We start from the raw sequence: 24,303 nt of genomic DNA on the forward strand, positions 1-24,303 counted from the left end.
TTATCACTTTAAGTTAGCTCTTTTTATAGGAATCTTTAGCTTTTCAAATAATTCCTTTACTTTATCAAAGTATTTTTCGTCTCCTTCTATTTTCTTTATTTTTAACTTCCTATATTTGAGCTTTAATACAATCGAATTATTGTCTATAACTAATATTTCTCCAATAATTCTATTATAGATATTTTTAACCAACTTTACATAAATATAAATTCCGTTATCGCTAATATTAATAACCTTTGCCTCGCCTACCTTATAAGTCGGAGAAACTTTGTTTCCTTCATCCTTTACTTCAATAAGTTTACCATCTACTACTTTATATAATAAAGTTCTTATAGCGTGTTTTCCAGACTTACTTTTTGAGTTTTCAACGTACAATTGAACCATATTTTATACCCCTGACGGATTCTAAAATTCCTTCAAAATCTAATTTATCCTCAAGGAACGCATCTATTAATACGTCATTTCTTAAGAAAGTTTTTAACAAAAACTTTCTGGCATTAATGCTAGACTTCATATACACGTCTAATAATCTTCTCTGTATTTCAATCCTTCTCTCAATTTTAGTCAAGTTATAAGATAAATATTCATCAAAATTCTTTCCTCTTGTTATGGCTTCGTATGCTATTTCTGCAGAAATTGCAGAGGGTCTTATTCCTTCTCCGCTCATAGGAAAAACTAAGCCTCTAGCTTCTCCAATTTTTAATGACTTAGATTTAACACTGCCTATTGATATTGGTGCTCCTCTTAAATCCAGAATTTTGTAATCCTTAAATTTATTCTTAATATAATTTAGGAGAAGATCTTTAGAATTTTTGTTTTCTATAAAGCCTGCCCCTACGTTTAAAACTCCTTCCTCATCAGGAAATATCCAGAAAAATCCAGTAAATTTTGTATTAAACTCTAATATTGCTTCATCATTGAATTCATTAGTCTCAATTAATGCTCTAGTAGTATAAACTACTTGCCTGTCCATGTCATATGGGCCCTTAGCGTCTATTACTAGGTCGAATTTTGACTTATCTGCCTTTGTAGAAATGACCTGGTTAACCTTCTCTCTCATAGAATTTATCCATCCTGGCTTGTCTATTACAATCCACTTTGGATTCCTATAACTAACATCATATATTCTTTCTCCATCTAAATAAAATGCAAAATTTTTTATGTAATATTTTATTTTCCATTCAAATTTGGGTTTATAAATATTAGGAACTACGTCTCCACACGGTTTAAAGTATTTTTCTTTAATGTCAAATAATGTAACATCGTACCCCGAATTAGAAAGTAAATAAGCTAAATAAGAACCGCTAACTCCACCACCTATTATGGCAATCTTTTCCATAAAATTAGAATGTAAGAAAAGTATAAAATATGCTTTGTAAGTATCTCATTTGTAAGTTTTATAAACGGATGGTGGTCAGCTATTGTTAAGTCAGGAATATGTAACAAAGAAAATGGAAGAATGGCCAAAGCATTATAACCCTGCAGAAATTGAGCCTAAGTGGGAAAATCTTTGGTTAAGTAAGGAATACTGGGAAAAGGTATTTCGTTTTGATGAGAAAAGTAACAAACCAGTTTTCTACATAGATACTCCCCCACCATTTACTAGTGGAGAACTCCACATGGGACATGCATACTGGGTGACAATTGCCGACGCAATTGCAAGGTTTAAGAAGCTTCAAGGATACAATGTTCTAATTCCGCAAGGGTGGGATACTCAAGGTTTACCTACTGAATTAAAAGTTCAATATAAGCTAGGTATACCTAAGGAAAATAGAGAATTATTCTTACAAAAATGTATAGAATGGACCAACGAAATGATAAATAGAATGAAAACAGCAATGATAAGACTAGGCTATAGGCCAGACTGGGAAGACTTTGAATACAAAACGTATTCACCAGAATATAGAAAAGTTATACAGAAAAGTTTACTAGATATGTATAAAATGGGAATAGTAAAAATTAAAGAAGGACCAGTATATTGGTGTCCAAAATGTGAAACTGCAGTAGCACAAAGCGAAGTAGGATATCTAGAGAAAGAAGGAGTTCTCGTATACATAGGTTTTCCGTTAAAAGATGGAGGAGAAATAGTAATAGCAACTACCAGGCCAGAACTACTTGCAGCTACTCAAGCAATTGTAGTAAATCCAACAGATGAAAGATATAAGGATCTTATAGGAAAGACTGCAATAGTTCCAATATTTAATAAAGAAGTTAAAATAATGGCAGACGAAGCAGTAGAGAAGGACTTTGGTACTGGAGCCGTAATGGTAAGTACTTATGGTGATCCACAAGATATAAAATGGAAACTCAAGTACAATTTACCATCAACTGAAATTATTGATAATAAAGGTAGAATAAAAGGAACTGGAATACTTGATGGGCTAACAGTTGCACAGGCCAGGCAAAAAATGATTGAAATACTAAAGGAGAAAGGATATGTGAGAAGAATAGAAAAGATTAAGCATAACGTGCTCTCTCACACTGAAAGAAGCGATTGCTTATCTCCTATAGAATTTTTAACTAAGAAGCAAATTTATATAGATGTGTTAAAATTCAAGGATAAGCTTCTTGAAGAGTACAAAAAGATGCAATTTAAGCCCTCAAGAATGTCCTACTATTTAGAAGAATGGATAAAGAGTTTAGAATGGGATTGGAACATAAGTAGGCAAAGAGTTTACGGTACTCCACTACCCTTCTGGTATTGCGATAATAACCACTTAATTCCGGCTAAAGAAGAAGATTTACCAGTAGATCCAACAAAAACTAAACCACCGTATGAAAAATGTCCTTACTGTGGATTGCCATTAAAACCAGTAACCGACGTTGCAGATGTTTGGATAGATTCTAGCGTTACCGTGATATACTTATCAGGATTTTATACTAATAAGGAAAGATTCGCTAAAGCTTTCCCAGCATCACTAAGACTTCAAGGTACAGATATAATTAGAACATGGTTATTCTATACGTTCTTTAGGACACTAATGCTCACCGGGAATGTACCATTCAAGCAAGTTCTTATAAACGGTCAAGTATTGGGACCCGACGGAAGCAGGATGAGTAAAAGCAAAGGTAATGTAGTTTCACCTTTAGAAAGGGTAAATGAGTTTGGAGCGGACGCAATAAGAATGACCTTACTAGATGCATCAATAGGGGAGGACTTCCCATTCAAATGGGATAATGTAAGAGGCAAAAAGTTATTATTACAAAAATTATGGAACGCAAGTAGGCTTTCTTATCCATTTATTCACGGAAAGAATATAAGTAAACCTAACTATCTTCATGTTTTAGATAAATGGATATTAATAAAGCATAAGAAGTTTGTCAAGAAAGCAATTGAGGCATATAACTCTTATGACTTTTACATCATAATAGACGAGCTTTATAACTATTTCTGGGAAACCGTAGCAGATGAGTACTTGGAACTTATAAAATATAGACTCTTTAACGAGGATCAATCAGCTCTATACACGCTAAGGAGATTATTAAAGGATATAATAATACTTCTGCACCCAATAGTTCCGCATATAACAGAAGAAATTTATTCAAGACTATTTGGAGATAAAATAAGCGTATTATTGGAAGAATTACCTAATGTTGACGATATAGAGGAAGATAACGAAGCTGAAAAAATAGGTGATTACGTAAAGAAATTCAACTCTATGGTGAGAACTTCAAAGATTAAAAATAAAATGTCAATAGTAACTCCAGTAAACGTAAAGCTTTACGCTAGTAATGAAATGATAGAGAGCATTAAGAAAGTGGAAAATGATGTAAAAATTACGCTTAAAATAAACTCGCTAGAATATATACCATCACAGGATAGAGAAGAAGTCGTAATTGAAAAAGCTGAAAATCAGCCCATGGGAGTTTAGCTCACTGATCGCTCTAGCTCTTCTCATCAACAATTTTTTCTATCACATCTTTAATTCTCTTAACGCCTTCTTTAATTTTATCTTCATCTATTGCAAAGCTGAACCTTAAGAAATTTTTACCAACATTTAATGGAAAGACTTCTCCAGGTATCGTTATTACGCCAGCTTCTTCTATTAATTTTATAGCTAATTCCTTAGAACTGCCTACTTTCTTTATTACTTCTTTCATATTAGGAAACATATAAAACGCTCCTGGGGACTTATATACTTCTATACCCCTTATCTTAGAAAGTTCAGAGAACATTACGTCTCTTCTCTTTTTAAATAATTTTATCATTTCCCTTACTTCATCAAAAGAATCAAAAGCTGCCAAGGCTCCTTTTTGAGCAAAACTAGTAGGGCATGTATAAATATTTGCAGCTAATATACCCATTTTATCAATAACCTCTTTCTTAGCTACAACATAACCTAAACGCCATCCTGTCATTGAAAACGTTTTACTAAAACCGTTAATATAAACGACATAATCTCTCCAACCAGAGTCTTGTAAAACACTCCTCATTTCACCTTCATAGATAAAATAATCATAAATTTCGTCTGACAATAGTATAATCTTTCTCTCTTTAGCAATTTCTTGGATTTCAATAATTTGTTTAGGTTCAAAAACCATTCCAGTAGGATTATGAGGATTATTTAGCACTATCATTTTTGTCTTTGCATTAATTTTTGAATTTAAATCACCAATATCTATATAAAATCCTTTTTCCTTATCAAAATTAATGTTAACATAAACTGGTTTACCGCCGAGTAACTTTACTACTTCTGCATAAGAATAAAATGCTGGATCAAAGAGTATAACCTCGTCTCCAGGATTGATATAAAGTAAAAATGCTAGAAAAAGTGCAGTTTTAGCTCCAGGCGTTATGATTACTTCATCTTTTTTAATCTTATCCCCATATTTTTGTGATAAAAAGTCTGCAATTTTTTGTCTTAATTCGTCAATCCCTTTTGCTGGCGTATAAGCAGTATATCCTTCATCCAATGCTTTCTTAGCTTCTTCTCTTATTCTTTTAAACGTCACCACATCTGGTTGCCCTATTCCAAAATTAATCGTTTTTATTCCTTTTTCCTTCTCAACTCGTCTGGCTATTTCTTGGTAAAGTAAAGTAGATTCTCCTGTCAAATTACCTATAGCTTGTGAAAAACTCATTGTGAATAATAGTCTAAATTAATTCTTTAATTTTACTTGGTTCTTTCATTAGGGAACTTCCTATTAGAAAAGCATCTGCACCGTATTTTTTTAGTTCTTCTATTTGTTCCTTAGAAGTTATACCGCTTTCGGCTACTCTTATAACGTTTGATGGAATTTTTCTCAAGACTCTTTTCACCCTTTCTTGATCAATGGTAAATGTAAGCAAATCTCTAGAATTAACGCCAATAATTTTTGCACCTGCGTTTAATGCTATTTCTAGTTCATTTTCATCAAAAATTTCTACTAAAGGCTCTAATCTATACGACCTTGCATAAAGTATCAAGCTTTCGAGTTCTCTCTCAGTTAAAATTCTAACTATAAGCAAAATACTATCAGCACCTAAGTTGTATGCGTTATCTATTTGCCTTTCAGTGACCACAAAATCTTTCATTAAAACTGGAATTTTAACAGTATGAGATATTATAAATAAATAATCGTATGAACCAGAAAAAAATTTATCTTCAGTTAACACGCTAATTCCTACAGCACCTGATCTTTCCATTTCTTTTGCGTATTCTATAGGATCTCTATCTGCAGAAAATCCAGAAGGAGAAGCTCTTTTATATTCTGCTATGATAGGGTTCTTATTTTCTTCTTTTACTTTTCTTATCGCATCAATTAATGAGAAGACTGGCTTATCTCTAATTTTATGAACATAAGGTCTGCTATATGCATTATTAACTACATCTTTTAACCAGCCAGTTAGGAATCTAACCATTATCATACCCTATTTAGGAAATTATAAAATATCTTTTGTCCTACTTGCGTGCCTATGCTTTCAGGATGAAATTGGACTCCGAAGATCTTGTACTCTTCATGGTGAACTCCCATTATTTCATTATCTTCCTTAGAATATGCATCAATAACTAAAGGAGGTTTTACGTCATCTATTACAAGACTATGATACCTAGTAGCCTTAAATTCCTTCGGCAATCCTTCATAGATTACCGCAGAAGAATTTTGAATTATTGTACTTAATTTACCGTGAAAAACTACTTTAGCTTTTCTTATCTTAGCGTTAAATGCATAACCAATTGCTTGATGACCTAAACATATACCTAGAATTGGAATTCTTTTACCTAACTGCTTTATAACATCTATTACGATTCCAATATCCTCCTTCTTATCTGGTGAACCTGGACCAGGAGATATTATTATCCTATCTGGATTTATCCTCTCTATTCCTTTAACAGTTATTTCATCATTTCTTATAACTATAGGATAGCTTCCTAGTTCGCCTACAGCTTGTGCAATATTATAAACAAAACTGTCGTAGTTATCAATTATCAAAGTCAAGTCCATTTTTAACACCCATAGCGACTTTTAATGCCCTCATTTTATGCTCAGTTTCAAAATACTCCATCTCAGGAATAGAATCATACACTATACCAGCGCCAGCTTGTATTCTAAATAAGTCTTTATTGACAAAGGCTGATCTAATAGAAATTGCAAACTCTGCAGAATCTTTAGATATAAAACCTACTGCGCCTGCATAAGGGCCTCTCTTAAATGGTTCTAAAGTTTCTATAATATTCATAGCCATAGGCTTTGGGGCACCGCTCACTGTGCCAGCAGGAAATGTCGACTTAAGCACATCAACTGGCGTAAATCCTTTTTTCAAAGTACCTATTACTCTGCTCACTATATGCTGAACATAACTATATTTCTCTATATACATGAAATCTGGAACCTTTACTGTACCCGGATAACAAACTTTACCTATATCGTTCCTAGCTAAATCCACTAGCATTAAATGTTCAGCTTTTTCTTTTTCCGAAGAAAGAAGTTCTTGTTCTAGTTCAAAATCCTCTTCTGGAGTGCTTCCTCTAGGTCTAGTCCCAGCTATAGGATAAGACTCTACAACGCCGTTTTGTACAGAAAAAAGCAACTCTGGGCTGGAACCTATAAGTTCTCTTTCCTTAAATTTAAGATAAAACATATAAGGAGACGGATTAATTTTCCTAAGATTATAATAGAATTTCATTAAGTCACCTTTAAATGTGAATCTATAAAACCTAGAAAGTACTACTTGAAAAGCATAGCCGTTCCTAATATATTCTAAGATCTCATTTACAGCATCTTCAAATTCATTTTTATTCATAGATTGGTCATAGCCAGAGAATTTTATATCACCTATTTCTCCGCAGCTAGAAATTCCAGGTATATCACCATTAACATAGACTTTCGCACTATTATGATCATATATTATAACGTTCTCTGGTAAGAAAAATTCTCCGTTAGGCCACGATTCTGCTACTGGTTTAATATCTTTAACAGTTTCCCAGTTCCTAACAGCATCGTAAGACACATAACCAATATACGCATTAAATTCTGGAATTGAAAAACCTCCATACGTTGAAATTGAATAAAGCTTATCTGCAATATCTTCTGAATACTCAGAGCTCAAATAATCTTTCTTGCCCCATGCTATTATACTGTATCTTGCTTTATTTTGAGGTCCACTAACGCTCTCTAAAAGAGCAGCAAAATCCTCATTTGCTCTTACACATTTGAAAACTTCGTATGGTTGAGCAAAGGAAGTTATAGGATACACATTCATACTTTAACACGCCTCACTATTTCTATTACTTTTTGCGTATCTTTCTTTCCAGGATATACTTCAACTCCACTTGAAATATCTATCCACTTTGGGTCAATTTCTATCACTTTATCAATATTATTTATATTTATCCCGCCACCAATACCTACATCGTATTCTTTTGCTATTTTTCTAGCAAAATTTAGATCTATCTGAACTCCTTTCTTAGGGGAATCTAATAATATCATGTCTGAATAACGAATTGCCTTATTTAAGTATGCTAAATACTTTTCACTAGCAGGAACGTATAATATGATCCTCTTATCATATGAGTTTAACTCTTCTAGCTCAGAATCACTTAGGACTCTATGTATCTGTAGTAGGTCGGCATATTTCGCTTTTTCGATTAATTCAGAAATTTTTCCATTTACTTTAACAGAAACAATAGGCTTCTCTGAAATTTTTTTAGCAATATTAATGAACTCGTCCTTTACATATCTTTTACTTATAGTGTCAGTAACAAACCCAAGATAATCTATATTCATCTTAGATAGCTCTAAGATATCGCTAATCGTAGATATTCCACAAATTTTTAATTTAATTGTCACTTATCATCGCCATAAAATTCTTAAATATGCTTAAATTACCATTATGTGAAATTATGTCTGTTAGCTTATTTAACGATGTAGAAATTAATTGAGAAGAATATTCGTAGCCATCTTTAAAGTCCTTAACACGACCGCATGAATATAAAGCAACTGCAGAATTTACCTTTATGAACTCCTCTACGGCTTTATCTTTTCCTGCAAAAGCTCTCAAAACTTTGATTACTGACTCTTTACTGTCATTAGTTAACAATTCTGAGATTTTTGGTTTATATTTTATAATCTCTGCAAAGTTAAATTCGTATTTATCAATATTATTACCTTTAATCTCATATATTGTAGTAACGCCCAAAGGACTTACTTCATCCATTCCAGGCTCTCCATGAATTATTAAAAGCTTATCGTAAGAAAGAGAAAGCGCGGCTGTAGCTATCTTATCCATAAATTTCTTTGCGAATATTCCCATAACTTGTTTTTTCGCCATAGCAGGATTTGTTAATGGACCTAGAAAATTGAATATTGTTCTAATTCCAAGAGTTTTCCTTACAGTTGCCACGTTCTTCATTGCTGGATGATAAAGTTGCGCGAATAGAAACACAAAATTATCCTTAGAAATCAGTTCTTTGGCTTTTTCTGGAGTTACATTTATATTATAACCAATAGTTTCTAAGAAATCTGCACTACCGCTCTTACTACTAGCAGCCCTATTACCATGCTTTGCTACCCTACAAACTTGACTTATAACAATTGCGGTAGCAGTACTTACATTGATTGTTCCTAAGCCATCTCCTCCAGTACCGGCAGTGTCAATTACGTCACCTAAATCAACTTTTACTGCATTAGCTCTCATTGATCTTACAAACCCTATTATCTCTTCAGGAGCTTCACCCTTAGTTTTAAGAGATGATAAAATTGCAGCTGAGATTAATTCTGGAATTTCGCCTTTCATTATTGAGTTTGCAATCAATTCCGCTTCGTTTGCGCTTAGATCTTGTCTATCAGTTATTTTTTCTAAAATCTCTTTAAAATTCATTTAAAACACCTCTGAAATATTTTACTAAATTTATTGCCTCTTGAACTCCACCTTTCTCTATAGCTTCTATATATGCTGTACCTATAGCTATGCCATCCGCTCCAGCTCTTAATGCCTTTCTCACGTCTTCTACATCAGACAATCCAAAACCTACTACTAGCTTATTATCTACTAATATTCTAATTCTTGTAATTAATGAGTCTACACTTACTGGAATAGGAACTCCAGTAGTAGGTCTTACTCCATAATATAAGAAAATATCAGAAATTTTAGATACTTTTTGTATCAGGGGATCTGGAACTGAAGGAGCAGTAAAAATTACGGCTTTTAACCCATGATCCTTAATTTTCTTAACGTATTTCTCGTACTCGTCTACATAATCTATTATTAAATCTGGAAATAGTATACCATCTATGCCTATCTTAGCTAAATTAGAGAGGAAATCGTCAAGTACTGGTAACCAATCTTCAAGATATGTTAAGATTATTATGGGAATTTTTACTCTATCTCTAGTATCTTTTAATAATGGCCAAATGTCCTTTAACCAGCTAGATACTTGCTTATAACTTCTTCTTATAACTGGACCGTCGTATTTAGCGTATTTTGGGGGAACACCAATTTCTAAAATATCCGAACCCTCCTTGACGCATCCATCAATAAATTCCAAGTATTCCTTCTCTTTAGGATAGCCTAGTGTTGCATAAGAAACTAGCATCTTACTCATTTTGATAGCCTTTTCATCATTGACTCATAGTTTGGTAAATCTAATAACCCATGACCACTTAAATTAAATACTATAACTTTTCTCTCGTGATTCTTCTTAGCTTTTAATGCCTCATCTATAACAGCCTTTATTGCATGAGCCGATTCTGGTGCTGGAACTATTCCCTGAGCTTCAGCAAACATTTTTGCAGCCTCGAATATCTCTGGCTCACTATATTCTCTCCATTCGACTATCCCTTCTTTTATGAGCAGACTTAAGGACGGTGCTGCACCGTGATACCTAAGACCTCCTGCATATATTGGGGGTGGTACATAATCCTTACCTAAAGTTATCATCTTTACCATTGGCAATAAACCTGCACTATCTGGGAAATCATACATATAATCTCCTTGACTAAATTTAGGTATTTCGTAAGAACCTACTGCAATGAATTTTTCTCCTCTTTTAGCTCCTAACAAAGGAAACGCAAAGCCACCGAAATTACTTCCTCCCCCTACGCATCCTATTAAGATATCTGGCTCCTCTCCTAGAATGTCCATCTGCTTCATTGCTTCTTGGCCTATAACGCTCTGGTGAAGTATTGCTACATCTAATACACTACCTACCAGATATCTATAATTATTAGTTAAGGCATATTCTATTGCCTCGCTCATTGCTACTCCTAAAGATCCTGGATGAGAAGGATTTTCAGCTAAAACTTTCCTTCCATATTCCGTCAAATTAGTAGGACTTGCGTAAACTTTTCCTCCATATAATTCCATTATAGTTCTTCTCTGAGGCTTTTGTTCATAACTTACTTTTACCATGAAAATTGTAGATTCCATGTTATACATCCTTGCTGCTAAAGCTACGGCTGTACCCCACTGCCCAGCTCCAGTCTCTGTAACTACATGATTAACTCCTTCTGCTTTAGCAAAATATGCCTGAGGTAAAGCAGTGTTTATCTTATGCGAACCTGTGGGAGTGGCACCTTCAAACTTGAAGTAAATTTTTGCAGGAGTGTTTAACATTTCTTCAAGTCTTTTTGCCCTCATTAAGGGAGTTGGTCTACCTATATTAAGGTACGCTTCCCTTACCTCTTCTGGAATCCTTATAAATCTTTCCACAGTAAACTGTTGCCTTAAAACTTCCTTTGGCATTATCTTTCTTAATAGATCTATCCTAGAAAATTCCGCATCTGGAGGATCTCTTGGAGGCGGGAGTGGTTTGGGAAGATCCGGTATTATATTATACCAATATTTGGGAAGAATTTCTTCCCTCTCTATTGCCATTGGCTCAACAAGAACACCAATATAAAATGTTTAAGCTGTGGTATATAAACTAATATGTCTCAAAGGAGTCGAATTCACCTTTATAATCCTCCATTTCATAATCTACTTTCTCAACCTTGGCTAATGGAGGACCTTGTCTTAAGTAATCAAGAAGTTTTTCTAAGGCTTCTTCATAGCCTTCAGCAACTACTTCCACTGTTCCATCGTCTAGATTTTTTGCATAACCTTTTATTCCCAATCTTATTGCATTTATCTGAACAAATCTTCTAAATCCTACACCTTGTACTCTACCATATACTTTAGCCTTCATTCTTCTTAACAACATAATCACCTCAGTGTCGCTCCACTTCCTCACTGCTCAGACAAATCCCTTTCATCAACAATATATATTTAATCTACATTTTCCCTTTAAAAGTGATGATTAGAATAGCAATAGCCGGTTTAGGAAATTGTGCCTCAATGCTTATTCAAGGAATAGAATATTATAAAAATAAGGGAGACAATTACTATGAAGGATTAATTACTCCAATTATAGGCAATTATAAAGTAACCGATATAGAAGTAGTAGCGGCATTTGACATTTCCAAGAATAAAATTGGAAAAGACATTGCAGAAGCAATATTTCAACCGCCAAATATAACTCCAAAAATAGTAGAAATGAGGAAAACTGGAGTAAAAGTTTCGCCCGGGCCTGTGTTGGATGGAGTAGCACCACATATGAGATCTGTATTTAATCCTATTCAAGAACAAGTTAACATAGAAGACGTAGTTAACGTATTGAAAGAAAGCAAAGCAGACATTCTAATAAATTTATTACCTGTAGGAAGCGAAGAAGCGTCTAGAACTTACGCTAAAGCTGCTTTAGAGGCAGGTGTAGCATTCATTAACGCTATTCCAGTCTTCATAGCTAGTGACCCTACTGGTAAGTTTCCAGAAGAATTTGCAAAAAGAGGATTACCTATAGCTGGAGATGATATAAAAGGACAAGTAGGCGCAACAATATTTCATAGAGCAATAACCTCGCTCTTCATGTTAAGAGGAGTTAAAGTAGAAGAAACTTACCAGTTGAACGTTGGCGGTAATACAGATTTTTTAAATATGAAAACAGAAGAAAGGTTGCAGTCTAAAAGAATAAGTAAAACTAAAGCAGTAACTAGTACTTTAGATAACGAAGAAGAAATAGAGAAAGAAGGCAAAATAAGGATAGGTCCCAGCGATTATATACCATTCTTAGGCAATACTAAAGTAGCTTACATTTATGTTAAAGGTTCAGGATTTGCTGGAATGCCTATAAAAGTTGAAGCTAGCTTAGAGGTTGATGATAAATCTAATTGTGCCGCAGTACTAGTAGATGTAATAAGAGCCGTAAAACTTGCATTAGATAGAAAAATTGGTGGACCTCTAATTAAAGTATCTGCATTCTATTTCAAGCATCCTCCAATACAGGCAAAAAATGATGAGGAGGCGTACAAATGGTTTGATGAATTTGTGCGAAATATGTGAAGAAAAAGAGGCTAAATACTCCTGCAAACTTTGCGGAAGAAAAGCCTGCGAAGACGATTTTGTCAAAGAAAAAGGAATTTGTAAGGTATGTGAAATTAGTTTATGTCAGATATGCCATCAGCATCTATCCTTAGGATATTGTGAAATTTGCGGAAGATTAATATGTGATAAGTGTACAGCCTATTTTGACGGTTCAAGAAGAATATGTAAGGAGTGTTATAGTAAAAAAGTAAGTTCAAAAATTATTTCCTCAGTTTCTCAAGCATGATCTTTTGTTCTATGCTAGCAACGTTTCTTCTAGTTGATATCACGGCATCAGGATTTACACTTATGCTATCAATTCCAGCTCTAACTAGAAACTCAGCAACTTCTGGATAAACACTAGGAGCTTGACCGCATATAGATACTGTGGCACCGTATTTGTGAGCTATTCTTATTAACTTCTTCATTGAGCGTAATACTGCTGGATCTCTTTCATCATAATATCCCATCCTTCCTAGAATTTCAGAGTCTCTATCTACTCCAAGAGTTAATTGTGCCAAATCATTACTACCTATGCTAAAACCATCGATAATTTTCGCAAACACGTCGGCTAATACTATTACTGAAGGCACTTCAGCCATTATCCAGACTTTAAAGTCTTTAGACCTCTGTAATCCTTCCTCTTCCATGATTTTTAATGCTTTTTTAAGTTCCCATTCTGTCCTAACAAATGGGAACATTACCCAAACGTTCTTTAGGCCCATTTCTTCCCTAACTTTTCTTATAGCTCTAACTTCTAGTCTGAATGCAGGCTCATACTGGGGACTAACATACCTAGATACTCCTCTCCACCCAAGCATTGGATTTCTTTCTTCAGGTTCAAATTCTTCTCCACCTATAAGTCTTCTATATTCATTAGTCTTAAAGTCTGAAAACCTAACAACTACTGGCCTAGGATAAATTGCAGTAGCCACTCTTGCTACTCCATCCGCTAGCTTATTTACAAACTCCTCCGGCTTACCTATTTTTATAAGATAAAGTGGATGATATTTAATCCATTCTGATACTATAAATTCTATTCTCATTAAACCAATTCCATCAAAGGGAAGATCAACGTATTTGTCTATCACATCAGGTTGACCTAAATTCATGTAAATCTTAGTAGCAGTGATGGGATATAGACTCATTAGAGTATCTCTACTTATTCCGCTTATTCCTTGAGCGACTTGAGGCTTTTGTTCCTCTACCTCTTCTACAATCCTTCCCTCATAAACTATTCCTCTAGTAGCGTCTACTGTAATCTCTTGTCCATCTTTTATTACTTTGGTAGCTTCTTTAGTACCTACTATTGCTGGAATTCCTAGCTCTCTAGAAACTATAGCCGCATGACTAGTTATACCTCCCTCGTCAGTTACAATTGCTGATGCTATTTTCATTATAGGTACCCAGTCGGGATCCGTCATTCTAGTAACTAGTATATCTCCCTTCTTGAAATTCCCAGCCTCTTTTACATCAAGAATTACCCTAGCTATACCGCTTGCTATACCAGGACTTGCTGCAAGACCTTTAACTAAGACTTTTCTATTTTCTACGCTAGTTACCTCTTTTTCTTCTTTAGTAGCTTTCTTAGAGCTCCAGAAAGTCTCGGGTCTTGCTTGAACAATAAAAACATTATCTGGGAATTTAAGATCAGCGTCTATGGCCCACTCTATATCCATAGGCCTTTTATAATGCTCTTCAATCTTAAGTGCAAGCTTTGCCAATTCTATTGCTTCCTCATCAGAAATGCTTATTTTATCCGCTTCTGGCGAATTACTTAAGTCTACCTCCTCGTTAGCCTTCTTTTGGGGATTGTATACATATTTTAAAATTTTATGAGATACTCTCTTTTCTACTATTCTTAATGTGGATTTTTCTATAACTATCTCATCTGGAGTTACCTTACCGCCTACTACCGCTTCTCCTAATCCCCAAGACGATTCTATAACAATGTATCTAGAATCTCCAGTTGCAGGATGCAAAGTAAACATTACTCCAGCTGACCTAGAATTAACCATCTTCTGAACAACAACTGCCATTTCTACTTTTGTTGAATCTATTCCTTTAGTTTTTCTATATTCTATAGCCCTTTCATTGAATAAGCTAGCCCAAACTTCTTTTACTTTTTGAATAAGTTCACTCCTACTCACATTAAGATAAGTATCTTGTTGACCTGCAAAGCTAGCATTTTCTATATCTTCTGCAGTAGCAGATGATCTCACTGCAACTAAAATCTCTTTACCAACTTTTTTTGCTAACTCATCATAAGAAGAAAGAATCGCATTCTCAAGATCTGGAGGAACTCGAGACGAAATTATTAATTTTTTAATTTCTTCACTAGCGGTTGCAGAATCCTTTTCTTCTAAAATAGACTTAATCTTTAGTTCTAAATTATTATACGAGATAAAATAAGAATAAGCTTTAGATGTTATAACAAAACCTGGAGGAACCCTTATATCAAAACTCACTAATTCACCTAAATTAGCCCCCTTGCCCCCAGCGAGTTCTATCATATCTTTTCTAAGTTTTGTAATGTCGAGAATTGCATCTTTTAGAAGAGCTTCGACAATAATTTATCACCAAATAATTTATACGCTTAATACCTTAAAAAGTTACTTAGATTATTTAAACTAACAAAAAAGGTAATAAACATAAAAATTATTTCTGTGTAGGCGCAGCCTTTTGAGTAGTAGTGACCATAGAGGGTAATTCTGGGAAGTTTTCTTTCATTCTTTGTTCAGCTATTACAGATGCTTCTTGTAATATCTTCTTAGCCTCTGGGTTACTTGCTACATAATCTATATTTCCACCAGTAAAGTCTCCAGCTTCAATTACAACTTCTTGTAATCCTTCCTCTATCTCTTCTAATTCTAAACCTAATTCTGGCATCATACCTTTCATCGATTCTCTAAGCTCTTTTATTACTCCCACTACTGGAACTAGATTAGTAAATACATCGCCCAATTCTGTAACAGTCTCTAATCTGAGTTCTACTTGCTCTAGAGCTATTTGCGTAGTTATAAGCTGCTTTGAAACTTTCCTTATTTCTGCAATCTCGTTAGCATACATTGCAGCTCTAGCTTCATCTTTATTCATTTGTGCCTCAACTACTCTCTCGAATAAAGTTCTATCCCTTTCCTGCATCTTAGAGATGTAAACGTCCAACCTACTTAATGTTGTTCTTAATCTGTATTGAGCCATTATTAGTTTATATCTCAATGGCTCTTTACTCTTGAAGGCACCTTTGATTTTATCTGCAAGACTTGGTTCTTGTTTTCCATTCCATCCCTTTACGAATTCTTCCATCTTTGCCATGTTGATTTAGATCTTTAGCTTAACTTAAATTAAATAGAGAGACTTATAATACGTAAGAGAGTGACGTTATAAAATGAGGGCATTTGAAGCTAAAATATGTGGAGAAAAGCTTATATTGCAAAATAAAAGCGGAAAAACACTTTTTATTAGAGAGATCCTAATAAAATACAAGGTAACAGTAACTACTGTCGATGAAAAGACTGCCTTAAAAACTATAACAGATAGTATAAAGATAAATAGAGATGTTCAAGATAAGATAGAAATTCCATTAGTTTCTACAGATGTAGCAGAAATATCTGTAATTTATAGGCAAGACGAGATTACTTTGAGGGAAGATATTTCCCTATAATTTTATTCCATATCGGTTCTATCTTTTTGACTACATTCTCATCACTTTTTACCTCTTCTGGCCATTCTCTTCCCAATTCTTCTTTAAATTTTCTAGTAGCATCTATGCCTATTTTACTACCCAGTGGCGGATGAGGAGATGTGTGGTCTAATGAATCGTTCATAGCGTTAGGAATTATTAAAACATCCCTTGCGGGATCTACAGTAGTAGCTATTGCATACATTACTTGATTAATATCGTGAACATTTACATCAGCATCGACTATTATAATAAATTTAAGGAAACTCAGCTGACCGTTTCCCCATATTGACATCATAACTCTTTTAGCTTGGCCAGGAAAGGTCTTTCTTATTGAGAAAATGCCTATGCCAGTAAAAAGGCCATACTCAGGTAAGTTCATATCTACCAGTTCAGGAATAACTAACCTTATAAAAGGTAAGAATATTCTCTCAACTGCTTTACCTATCCATGCATCCTCAAGAGGAGGTTTTCCAACAGAGGTAGCATGAAATATTGGATTATCTCTGATGTAAATTCTATCTACCTTAAATGTAGGATAATAATCTACCGGCGTGTAATAGCCTAAATGATCTCCAAAAGGACCCTCTGGCCTTAAGTCTTCTAAATCTACATAACCTTCAATTACAGACTCGGCAGAAGAAGGAACTAAAATTCCATTATCTAACTTATAAAGTTCTACACCTTCGCCTCTTAAGATACCTGCAAAAAGGTATTTATCAATGCCTGGAGGGACAGGAGAGGCTGCAGTAAAAGCTATTACTGGATCTACTCCATTAACAATTGCTACGGGAATCTTATTAATTCCCATTTCCTTATATTTTGCCGCAGCTAACGATCCCCTTTTAAATGCTTGCCAATGCATTAATGCTTCCTTATCATTTAATATCTGAATTCTATATACGCTGACATTATGAACGTCAGTCTCTGGATCCTTAGTTACTACTAATGAAAATGTAAAAAACCTACCAGCATCTTTAGGCCACGTTTTTAGTGCAGGGAAACTTTCTAGTCCCATTTCTCTTTCCTTAAACTTTGGTTTTCCAGATTTTGGCATGATTTTTCCTAGTTTCAAAAAATTTGGGAGAGATTTTATTTTATCAATAAGAGATAATGGTATACCTTGAAATTCAGTTAGAAAATTTTTTCCTATATCCTCTAAATTATCTACTCCTAAAATTTCCTTAACAGCGTCTATTGAGTAAAAAATATTAGTAATCAATTTCCATTCTTTATAATTTTTAATGTTAGTAAATAGAAGTGGAGGTAAATGTGAGTAAGTAGCTCTCCTACTTAGTTCAGCAATCTCTAAATTTACGTCAACTTCATCATCAATCTGTACAATTTTGCCCCTCTTAAGCATAAAATTTATATAATCTCTCAGATCTTCAAATGTCATATTTTATAACATTCATTTTGCACAAAGCTTATATTTTTATATTTAATTCAGCTTAATCGGCTGGTGACAAAAGGTTGGAAACAAACTAGAAGGATACATGAAATGCCTAGACTGCGGATATGAAACAGATATTAATCAAAAAATAATAACCTGTCCCAGATGTGGCGGCCTTTTAGAAATTAAAGTAAAACTAAAAGGCTTCTCATTCTCTAACCTTAAAGGAAGAGGAGTTTGGAGATATAAAGACGCAATTCCTGGAAATTACTCTAAGATAGTAAGTATAAATGAAGGAAATACTCCATTAATACCTTCAAGAATTTATAAGCAAACGTTCTATAAATTTGAAGGAGCAAACCCTACTGGAAGCTTTAAAGATAGAGGAATGACCGTTGCAGTAAGCTCAGCAGTAAATACGGGATATAAGGTAGTTGCAGCAGCGTCTACAGGAAACACTGCAGCTTCAGCAGCAGCTTATGCATCAAGAGCAGGATTAAGAATATACCTTGTTTTACCTAAAGGCAAAGTAGCATTAGGTAAGCTTGCCCAATCTATTCTATATGGTGCAACAATACTAGAGGTCAATGGAAGTTTTGATATAGCCATGGCATCTGTAATGAGACTGTATAAGGATCTAGGAATTGTTTATCCTCTCAACTCATTTAATCCTTGGAGGCTGGAGGGGCAAAAAACTATTGCATACGAAATTGCGGAAGAAATAGGAGAGCCCGATAACGTAATCGTTCCGGTAGGAAATGCAGGTAACATATATGCTATTTGGAAAGGGTTCACTGAACTGCAAGAGGCTGGGGTTATTTCTAAAATACCTAGAATGATAGGAATTCAAGCAGAAGGTGCTGCACCAATAGCTAAAGCCATAGAAAAAGGACTTAATGAGCCAGAATTCTTTGAAAATCCAGAAACTATTGCTACCGCTATTAGAATAGGTAAGCCAGTAAATTGGAAAAAAGCAATAAAAGCCATAAGGAGTTCAAAAGGTACAGCATTATCAGTTTCTGATCAAGAAATTATAGATGCGCAAAAGAAGCTTGCAAGAGAAGAAGGAATAGGAGCAGAACCTGCATCCGCTGCAGCCTTAGCAGGTTATGAAAAGGCAATCAACGAAGGTATAATAGATAAGGATCAAAAGAATGTGTTAATCTTAACAGGACATGCGTTAAAAGATCCAGACGCAATGCTAAGACTAGATGCAAGAAGAATCCTAATTAATCCAGAACATATAGAAAATATAGTTTTAGGTGAGATAAATGATAATAATTAAGATAGGAGGATCTATACAAAAAGATGAGAGAGATTATGAGCTTATTTCCGAAAAGATAGAGAAATATTCTAATAATGAAGATAAGGTACTTGTAATTACATCTGCAATGAGAGGAATAACTAATGATTTAATTTCTGCTACTGAAAATAGAGATAAATCTACTGAAATAATAGGAAATATATATGATAAACATATTAAAATTCTATCAAAAGTCGCTGATGGCCCAGAATTTGAGATTGCATTTAAAGATCTTTCAAAAATGGCGGACGAGCTATTTAAAATAGCCTGGTCTATAAGAGTTTTAGACGAAATTACTCCTAGGGTTAGAGATTATATTTTGTCCTTTGGAGAAAGAATGGCAACAATAGTATTAAACGCAACATTAAGGTCAAGAAGATTAGATTCAATAGCTTACCCTGAACCACCATTAGTTACTGACAATAATTTCGGAGAGGCAAATGTCTTGGAAGATCTTACCTTAAAGGAAATTAATGAAAAAATTTTAAGTAAAAAGAGTAAAATATTGATAATACCAGGATTTATAGGCAAAACTATAGATGAAAAATATACTACAATAGGTAGAGGGGGCAGCGATTATACTGCTACCTTACTAGGGAAGCTTCTAAATGTAGAGAATGTAAGACTTGTAACAGAAGTTCCAGGAATAATGACAGCAGATCCTAGAAAAATAGAAAGCGCAACAACAATTAAAAGATTATCACTAGAAGAGGCAGTAGAATTAGCCCAAATGGGCGCAAAAAGGTTACATCCTAGAACTTTTGAGCCAATGTTTTCCTCAAATATGAAAGTTACCATTGAAGGATTGTATGAAGAAGGAGAGACTATAGTAAGTGGTTCTTGTGAAGATGAAGACAAACTAAAAGGAGTTACAATCCTTGATGACCTAAAAATGATAAATATAGAAAGTACTAGAATAGTAGGAAAAATTGGATCTGCAGCAAGAGTTATGGCTGAGGCTAAAAATTCAAATGTAAATATTGTTTCAATTTCACAGCCAGCATCAGAAACTACAATAAGCCTTGTTGTAAACTCTAACGACGCGGAAATCCTTGCTACTAAGCTAAAGGAGATTAAAGATATAGATAACATAGAGATTAAAGACGTTAGTGCGGTAAGTATAGTAGGTTGCGGACTTAGGAATAATGAAATATTCAAGGAAGTGGAAAATGTAGCTCTTCAATATGATATACTTTCCATGTCAAGAGGCTTAAAGAACGTCAGTGCTACATTTATAGTTAAAAAAGAAGAAGGATATAACTTAGCTAAAAGTTTGCACGAGGTCGTGTTAAAATGGATAAATTGAAAGTATCTTTACTAGGCTCAACTGGGATGGTTGGGCAAAAAATGGTAAAAATGCTCTCAAACCATCCTTTTATAGAATTAACTAAAGTTAGTGCATCACCTGCTAAAATAGGCAAAAAATACGAAGAGGCAGTAAAATGGATTGAAGGAGAAATTCCAGAAGATGTTAAGGATATGAGATTAGTATCAACGGAACCAGAAGATCATAAAGACGTAGATGTTGTACTTTCTGCACTACCTAATGAGTTAGCAGAAGATATTGAACTGAAACTTGTTAGAGCAGGAAAAATAGTAGTATCTAATGCAAGCCCGTATAGAATGGATCCAGAAGTTCCGTTAATTAACCCCGAAATAAACTGGCAACACCTAGAATTACTAAAAACGCAACAGAGTAAAAGAGGTTGGAAAGGACTCTTAGTAAAAAATCCTAACTGCACAGCCGCAATAATGTCCTTGCCATTAAAACCTTTAACAGAGTTGATAACACAGAGAAAGATAATAATGACCACTTTGCAAGCTGTAAGTGGTGCGGGCTATAATGGATTATCTTTCATGTCAATATATAACAATATTATTCCATATATAAAAGGAGAAGAGGAGAAAATTCCTAAAGAAGTAGGAAAAATGCTAGGTCAAGTCCAGGATGGGCAGATACTGAATGCCAAAATAAATGCCAGAGTGACATCCATAAGAGTCCCAATAAAAGTTGGCCATATGGGCGTTATAAACATTTTACTTGATGAAGGCGATAAAATTGATGTAGAAGAAATTAAGAGAGAATTAGCAAATTTCAAATCACTTCCACAAGAGAAAAACTTACCTACTGCTCCTAAAAAACCTATAATTGTTAACGAAGATGAAAGCAGACCACAACCAGAAATAGACCTTAAAATAGAAAACGGAATGGCTGTATCTGTAGGTAGAATTAGCGTAGAAAATAACGTACTTAGGATGGTAGTACTTGGGGATAACTTAGTGAGAGGAGCAGCAGGAATTACAATTTTAACAGTAGAAGTGATGAAAGAGTTAGGTTACATATGAAATTCGACTTTCATACACATACAAATTATAGTGATGGTAAGGAAGATCCAAAAGCTCTTGTAGAATATGCAAAAAGAAAAGGAATATATATTGCAATAACTGACCATGATACCAGTAAGGGTTACGAGAAAGTAAAAGAAGAAGCAGTAATTCCAGGAGAGGAAGTCACAACTCAATTCGGACACGTAGTTATATTATGTAATTTTCCTCCAAATCCTCCTAAAGATATTTCTTCACTAGTTGACTATGCAAAAGAGAACTCTTGCATAATTTTTCCTTCGCATCCATTTGATATTTTTAGAAAAGGGATAGGAAACAGGATTTTTGAGTATAAATTTGATGCAATAGAAATTTTCAATTCAAAAGCTCCTAAATCTGCTAACGAGAAAGCATATAACGCGGCAAAAGAGCTTAAACTCCCCGGTTTAGCTAATAGCGACTCACACGTAAAGGAAGCTATAGGCTCGGCATATAATGAAATCGAAATAAACGAGTTTAATATAGATGAAATACTTGAAAGCGTAAGGAAAGGAAAAGCGAGGCCTATAGGCATTGGATTGTCAATAACAGCTAAATTCAAGATTTTACAATGGTATATTGAGAGGAAAATTTGAGAGCAATACCTGCAGAATTATGCGTAAAATGTAAAGGAAATAAGTTACTCTGCGGCCTTCATGCATGTCCGATCCTAGAAAGATTTAGGTCTACGATAAATGTAGTAAATAAAGTATATAATAAAAATGAAATTGAAGGATCTACACCCCCAAGTATAGTAATTGGAGAAAAGAATTACCCTAAAGTAAGCATATCTTTTAATATACCTCCAGATATTTACGGTGAGGAGGCTAAAAACTACGAAAACCCTAAAGGTTGGTGGGGTAAGGCATCAATATATGATATATTAAATTATCGTACATCCTTACTTTCTAACGTTTTTGAGGTAAAAATTGAAGATGTATGGAAATTATATGAAAAAGAATTATCATTAGCAGCAGTATCTGAAAAGCCAGTACAATCTGAATCAAGAATAGATGGAACTATTTTACCTAAATTACGATTTGACGGATATGTATTGCCTAGAGGTCCTTCCGCAAAAACTCAAAACTTAGAAGTTATCGAAAATCCCAAGATTAACAAGACTTTAGATAAATTAATTTTCGATGACATAAAAGCGGAAGAGGCAGTAGTTAAGCTTTACCAGGATATTAAGGACGTCTATACTATAATCAATGCATTATCTTTAGGCTTACTTGGAGTGAAAAAGAATAGAAAATTAGTACCTACAAGATGGGCAATAACTGCTGTAGATTCGATAATAGCTAAAAACTTGATACAAAAGATAAGGAATTATCAAGAAATAAGTGAAGTAGAAGTATATTATCAAAAGTATTTAGGAAATTATTTCCACGTTATTCTTTATCCTTCTGCATACCAAGTAACTTGGATAGAAATATGGCATCCATTATCCTTATGGGCTAGTGAGCTAACAATATCAGAATTAACTGAAAACTATTGGGGAGAATACTCAACCATGGACGGCGGTTATATGGCTGCGAGATTAGCCGTACTAGAATATCTAGATAATATAAAAAGATCTGCAGGAATTATAATAATTAGGGAAATAACAAGTGAGTACTTTGCCCCACTAGGAAATTGGCACATAAGGGAAACGGTAAGAAAAGCAATGGAAAATAAAATAGGCAGATTCCAAGACTTAGAGAACGCATTATCTTTTGTTAATCAAAGATTAAATGCAAAGAAAATAGATCTAAGGGAACTAAATTCTATAAAAAGAATTTTAAAGCAAAAAAGCATAGATCAGTTCTTCTCTTCTTCTAAATAATTAATGAGAGGACTGACATTGCTATATATAACCTATTTTCTGCCTCATCCCATACTGCACTTTGCTTACCATCTATAACCTCAGCATCGACTTCTTCTCCTCTCATTGCAGGTAAACAGTGCATAAAAATTGCGTCCTTAGATGCATGACGCATTAAATCGGCTGTTACTCTATAATTCTTCAGAAGTTCCTTTTTCTTATTAGCTATATTCTCCTCACCCATACTAACCCAGACGTCTGTATATACGACAAAACTACCTCTGACTGCAAAATAAGGATCATCATAAAATTCTATTACTGCGCCGGAGTTCTCGCTCTCCTCTTCTATTCTTTTCCATATCTCTGGCTTTGGCCTAAGCTCTTTAGGAGATGCTACTCTTAACTCTAGGCCCATCTTTGCTGCAAATGCCATTAAACTAACTAGGACATTATCCCCACCATCGCCAACAAAAGCAATAGGTTTCTCATAAGTACCAAACTTTTCTTTAATTGTCATAAAGTCTGCTAAAGCTTGAAGAGGGTGGGATAAATTACTTAACAAATTTATGACCGGCAATCCTGAATAATCTCTTAGTTTTATCAAGGACTCATGAGACAATACTCTTGCACCAATACCGTGAACGAATCTACCTAATACTCTTGCAGTATCTTCAACTGGTTCCCCTCTACTTAACTGAATATCACTCTTATTGAGCACTATAGGATATCCTCCTAGTAAATATATCGCAGACTCCATACTAACTCTTGTCCTAGTACTGGGTTTTTCGAAGATTAATGCAACTCTTTTTCCATCAAGAGATTTAGGAACTGAGTTGGTTTTTACAAAATTTTTCATTAAAAATGATACTTCCATTATCCTTTCAATGTCCTGCTTCTCAAAATCTAGAAGGCAAAGAAGACTATTTCCTTTTAGCAT

The 24,303-nt window shown here is 34.3% G+C and carries 24 protein-coding genes; 9 read left to right on the plus strand and 15 right to left on the minus strand.

Features of this window, described 5'->3' with window-relative positions; genetic code table 11:
- Positions 1-3 precede the first annotated feature (3 nt).
- A complete protein-coding gene (locus D1866_RS01660) occupies positions 4-384 on the minus strand; it encodes a hypothetical protein (protein WP_013776142.1) in 381 nt (126 codons plus the stop codon).
- Complete coding sequence (locus D1866_RS01665; protein WP_152940981.1) at positions 365-1,339, minus strand: NAD(P)-binding protein; 975 nt, start codon at positions 1,337-1,339, stop codon at positions 365-367. The genes D1866_RS01660 and D1866_RS01665 overlap by 20 nt, the downstream gene beginning before the upstream one ends.
- Before the next feature lie 112 nt (positions 1,340-1,451).
- On the opposite strand from D1866_RS01665, the gene D1866_RS01670 reads away from it, so the two are divergent.
- Complete coding sequence (locus tag D1866_RS01670; RefSeq protein WP_231136467.1) at positions 1,452-3,872, plus strand: valine--tRNA ligase; 2,421 nt, start codon at positions 1,452-1,454, stop codon at positions 3,870-3,872.
- Between the two features lie 13 nt (positions 3,873-3,885).
- On the opposite strand, the gene D1866_RS01675 is transcribed toward D1866_RS01670, so the two are convergent.
- From D1866_RS01675 to D1866_RS01715, 9 genes are read right to left on the minus strand one after another with little or no spacing between them, the layout of a single operon-like run.
- Positions 3,886-5,082 carry a pyridoxal phosphate-dependent aminotransferase gene (locus tag D1866_RS01675; protein WP_152940985.1) on the minus strand — a complete coding sequence of 399 codons (1,197 nt, stop codon included), beginning with the start codon at positions 5,080-5,082 and terminating at the stop codon, positions 3,886-3,888.
- Positions 5,083-5,095: 13 nt separating this feature from the next.
- Entirely contained in the window at positions 5,096-5,842 is a 747-nt protein-coding gene (gene trpC, locus D1866_RS01680; protein WP_152940987.1) for an indole-3-glycerol phosphate synthase TrpC, read from the minus strand.
- Between the two features lie 2 nt (positions 5,843-5,844).
- The gene (locus D1866_RS01685) at positions 5,845-6,426 is read right to left on the minus strand and encodes an aminodeoxychorismate/anthranilate synthase component II (RefSeq protein ID WP_152940989.1); all 582 of its coding nucleotides are present in this window, start codon (positions 6,424-6,426) and stop codon (positions 5,845-5,847) included.
- Positions 6,404-7,684 (minus strand): anthranilate synthase component I, encoded by a 1,281-nt coding sequence (locus tag D1866_RS01690; protein WP_152940992.1) that lies wholly within the window; start codon positions 7,682-7,684, stop codon positions 6,404-6,406. The genes D1866_RS01685 and D1866_RS01690 overlap by 23 nt, the downstream gene beginning before the upstream one ends.
- Positions 7,681-8,271 carry a phosphoribosylanthranilate isomerase gene (trpF, locus tag D1866_RS01695; protein WP_013776149.1) on the minus strand — a complete coding sequence of 197 codons (591 nt, stop codon included), beginning with the start codon at positions 8,269-8,271 and terminating at the stop codon, positions 7,681-7,683. Before trpF ends, D1866_RS01690 begins: the two co-directional genes overlap by 4 nt.
- Positions 8,261-9,301, minus strand: a complete 1,041-nt coding sequence (gene trpD, locus D1866_RS01700) for an anthranilate phosphoribosyltransferase (protein WP_152940994.1) — start codon at positions 9,299-9,301, stop codon at positions 8,261-8,263. Before trpD ends, trpF begins: the two co-directional genes overlap by 11 nt.
- The gene (gene trpA, locus D1866_RS01705) at positions 9,291-10,025 is read right to left on the minus strand and encodes a tryptophan synthase subunit alpha (protein ID WP_152940997.1); all 735 of its coding nucleotides are present in this window, start codon (positions 10,023-10,025) and stop codon (positions 9,291-9,293) included. The genes trpD and trpA overlap by 11 nt, the downstream gene beginning before the upstream one ends.
- Complete coding sequence (locus tag D1866_RS01710; RefSeq protein WP_152940999.1) at positions 10,022-11,296, minus strand: TrpB-like pyridoxal phosphate-dependent enzyme; 1,275 nt, start codon at positions 11,294-11,296, stop codon at positions 10,022-10,024. The genes trpA and D1866_RS01710 overlap by 4 nt, the downstream gene beginning before the upstream one ends.
- Positions 11,297-11,345: 49 nt before the next feature.
- Positions 11,346-11,618 carry an acylphosphatase gene (locus D1866_RS01715; RefSeq protein WP_048054926.1) on the minus strand — a complete coding sequence of 91 codons (273 nt, stop codon included), beginning with the start codon at positions 11,616-11,618 and terminating at the stop codon, positions 11,346-11,348.
- 95 nt (positions 11,619-11,713) lie between these two features.
- Between D1866_RS01715 and D1866_RS01720 the strand changes: the two genes are divergently transcribed.
- A complete protein-coding gene (locus tag D1866_RS01720) occupies positions 11,714-12,799 on the plus strand; it encodes an inositol-3-phosphate synthase (RefSeq protein WP_152941434.1) in 1,086 nt (361 codons plus the stop codon).
- Positions 12,777-13,067 (plus strand): hypothetical protein, encoded by a 291-nt coding sequence (locus D1866_RS01725; RefSeq protein ID WP_196773455.1) that lies wholly within the window; start codon positions 12,777-12,779, stop codon positions 13,065-13,067. The genes D1866_RS01720 and D1866_RS01725 overlap by 23 nt, the downstream gene beginning before the upstream one ends.
- Here D1866_RS01725 and ppsA read toward each other — a convergent pair.
- Both ppsA and cdvB1/B2 read right to left on the minus strand, forming a co-directional pair.
- Positions 13,042-15,333: a pyruvate, water dikinase gene (gene ppsA, locus D1866_RS01730; RefSeq protein ID WP_152941003.1), complete on the minus strand. Its 2,292-nt coding sequence runs from the start codon at positions 15,331-15,333 to the stop codon at positions 13,042-13,044. The two genes, D1866_RS01725 and ppsA, sit on opposite strands and share 26 nt — an antisense overlap.
- Before the next feature lie 145 nt (positions 15,334-15,478).
- Positions 15,479-16,135 (minus strand): cell division protein CdvB1/B2, encoded by a 657-nt coding sequence (gene cdvB1/B2 / locus D1866_RS01735; protein ID WP_152941005.1) that lies wholly within the window; start codon positions 16,133-16,135, stop codon positions 15,479-15,481.
- 73 nt (positions 16,136-16,208) lie between these two features.
- On the opposite strand from cdvB1/B2, the gene D1866_RS01740 reads away from it, so the two are divergent.
- Positions 16,209-16,484 carry a hypothetical protein gene (locus D1866_RS01740; RefSeq protein WP_013776158.1) on the plus strand — a complete coding sequence of 92 codons (276 nt, stop codon included), beginning with the start codon at positions 16,209-16,211 and terminating at the stop codon, positions 16,482-16,484.
- Here the strand turns inward: D1866_RS01740 and D1866_RS01745 are convergent.
- Positions 16,456-17,901: a UbiD family decarboxylase gene (locus D1866_RS01745; RefSeq protein ID WP_152941007.1), complete on the minus strand. Its 1,446-nt coding sequence runs from the start codon at positions 17,899-17,901 to the stop codon at positions 16,456-16,458. The genes D1866_RS01740 and D1866_RS01745 overlap by 29 nt on opposite strands.
- Before the next feature lie 97 nt (positions 17,902-17,998).
- On the opposite strand from D1866_RS01745, the gene thrC reads away from it, so the two are divergent.
- Genes thrC through D1866_RS01770 form a run of 5 tightly spaced genes read left to right on the plus strand, consistent with a single transcriptional unit; the run spans position 17,999 to position 23,387 of the window.
- The gene (gene thrC, locus D1866_RS01750; RefSeq protein WP_152941009.1) at positions 17,999-19,180 is read left to right on the plus strand and encodes a threonine synthase; all 1,182 of its coding nucleotides are present in this window, start codon (positions 17,999-18,001) and stop codon (positions 19,178-19,180) included.
- On the plus strand, positions 19,167-20,504 hold the full coding sequence (locus tag D1866_RS01755; RefSeq protein ID WP_152941011.1) for an aspartate kinase: 1,338 nt from the start codon (positions 19,167-19,169) through the stop codon (positions 20,502-20,504). Before thrC ends, D1866_RS01755 begins: the two co-directional genes overlap by 14 nt.
- Positions 20,492-21,544 carry an aspartate-semialdehyde dehydrogenase gene (gene asd, locus D1866_RS01760; protein WP_152941013.1) on the plus strand — a complete coding sequence of 351 codons (1,053 nt, stop codon included), beginning with the start codon at positions 20,492-20,494 and terminating at the stop codon, positions 21,542-21,544. The genes D1866_RS01755 and asd overlap by 13 nt, the downstream gene beginning before the upstream one ends.
- Entirely contained in the window at positions 21,541-22,158 is a 618-nt protein-coding gene (locus D1866_RS01765; protein ID WP_152941015.1) for a PHP-associated domain-containing protein, read from the plus strand. The genes asd and D1866_RS01765 overlap by 4 nt, the downstream gene beginning before the upstream one ends.
- The gene (locus D1866_RS01770) at positions 22,155-23,387 is read left to right on the plus strand and encodes an Nre family DNA repair protein (protein WP_152941017.1); all 1,233 of its coding nucleotides are present in this window, start codon (positions 22,155-22,157) and stop codon (positions 23,385-23,387) included. Before D1866_RS01765 ends, D1866_RS01770 begins: the two co-directional genes overlap by 4 nt.
- Here D1866_RS01770 and argF read toward each other — a convergent pair.
- A complete protein-coding gene (gene argF / locus D1866_RS01775) occupies positions 23,380-24,303 on the minus strand; it encodes an ornithine carbamoyltransferase (protein ID WP_152941020.1) in 924 nt (307 codons plus the stop codon). The two genes, D1866_RS01770 and argF, sit on opposite strands and share 8 nt — an antisense overlap.

The organism is Acidianus ambivalens, from assembly GCF_009729015.1.
In the GTDB taxonomy this organism is placed as follows: Archaea; Thermoproteota; Thermoprotei_A; order Sulfolobales; family Sulfolobaceae; genus Acidianus; species Acidianus ambivalens.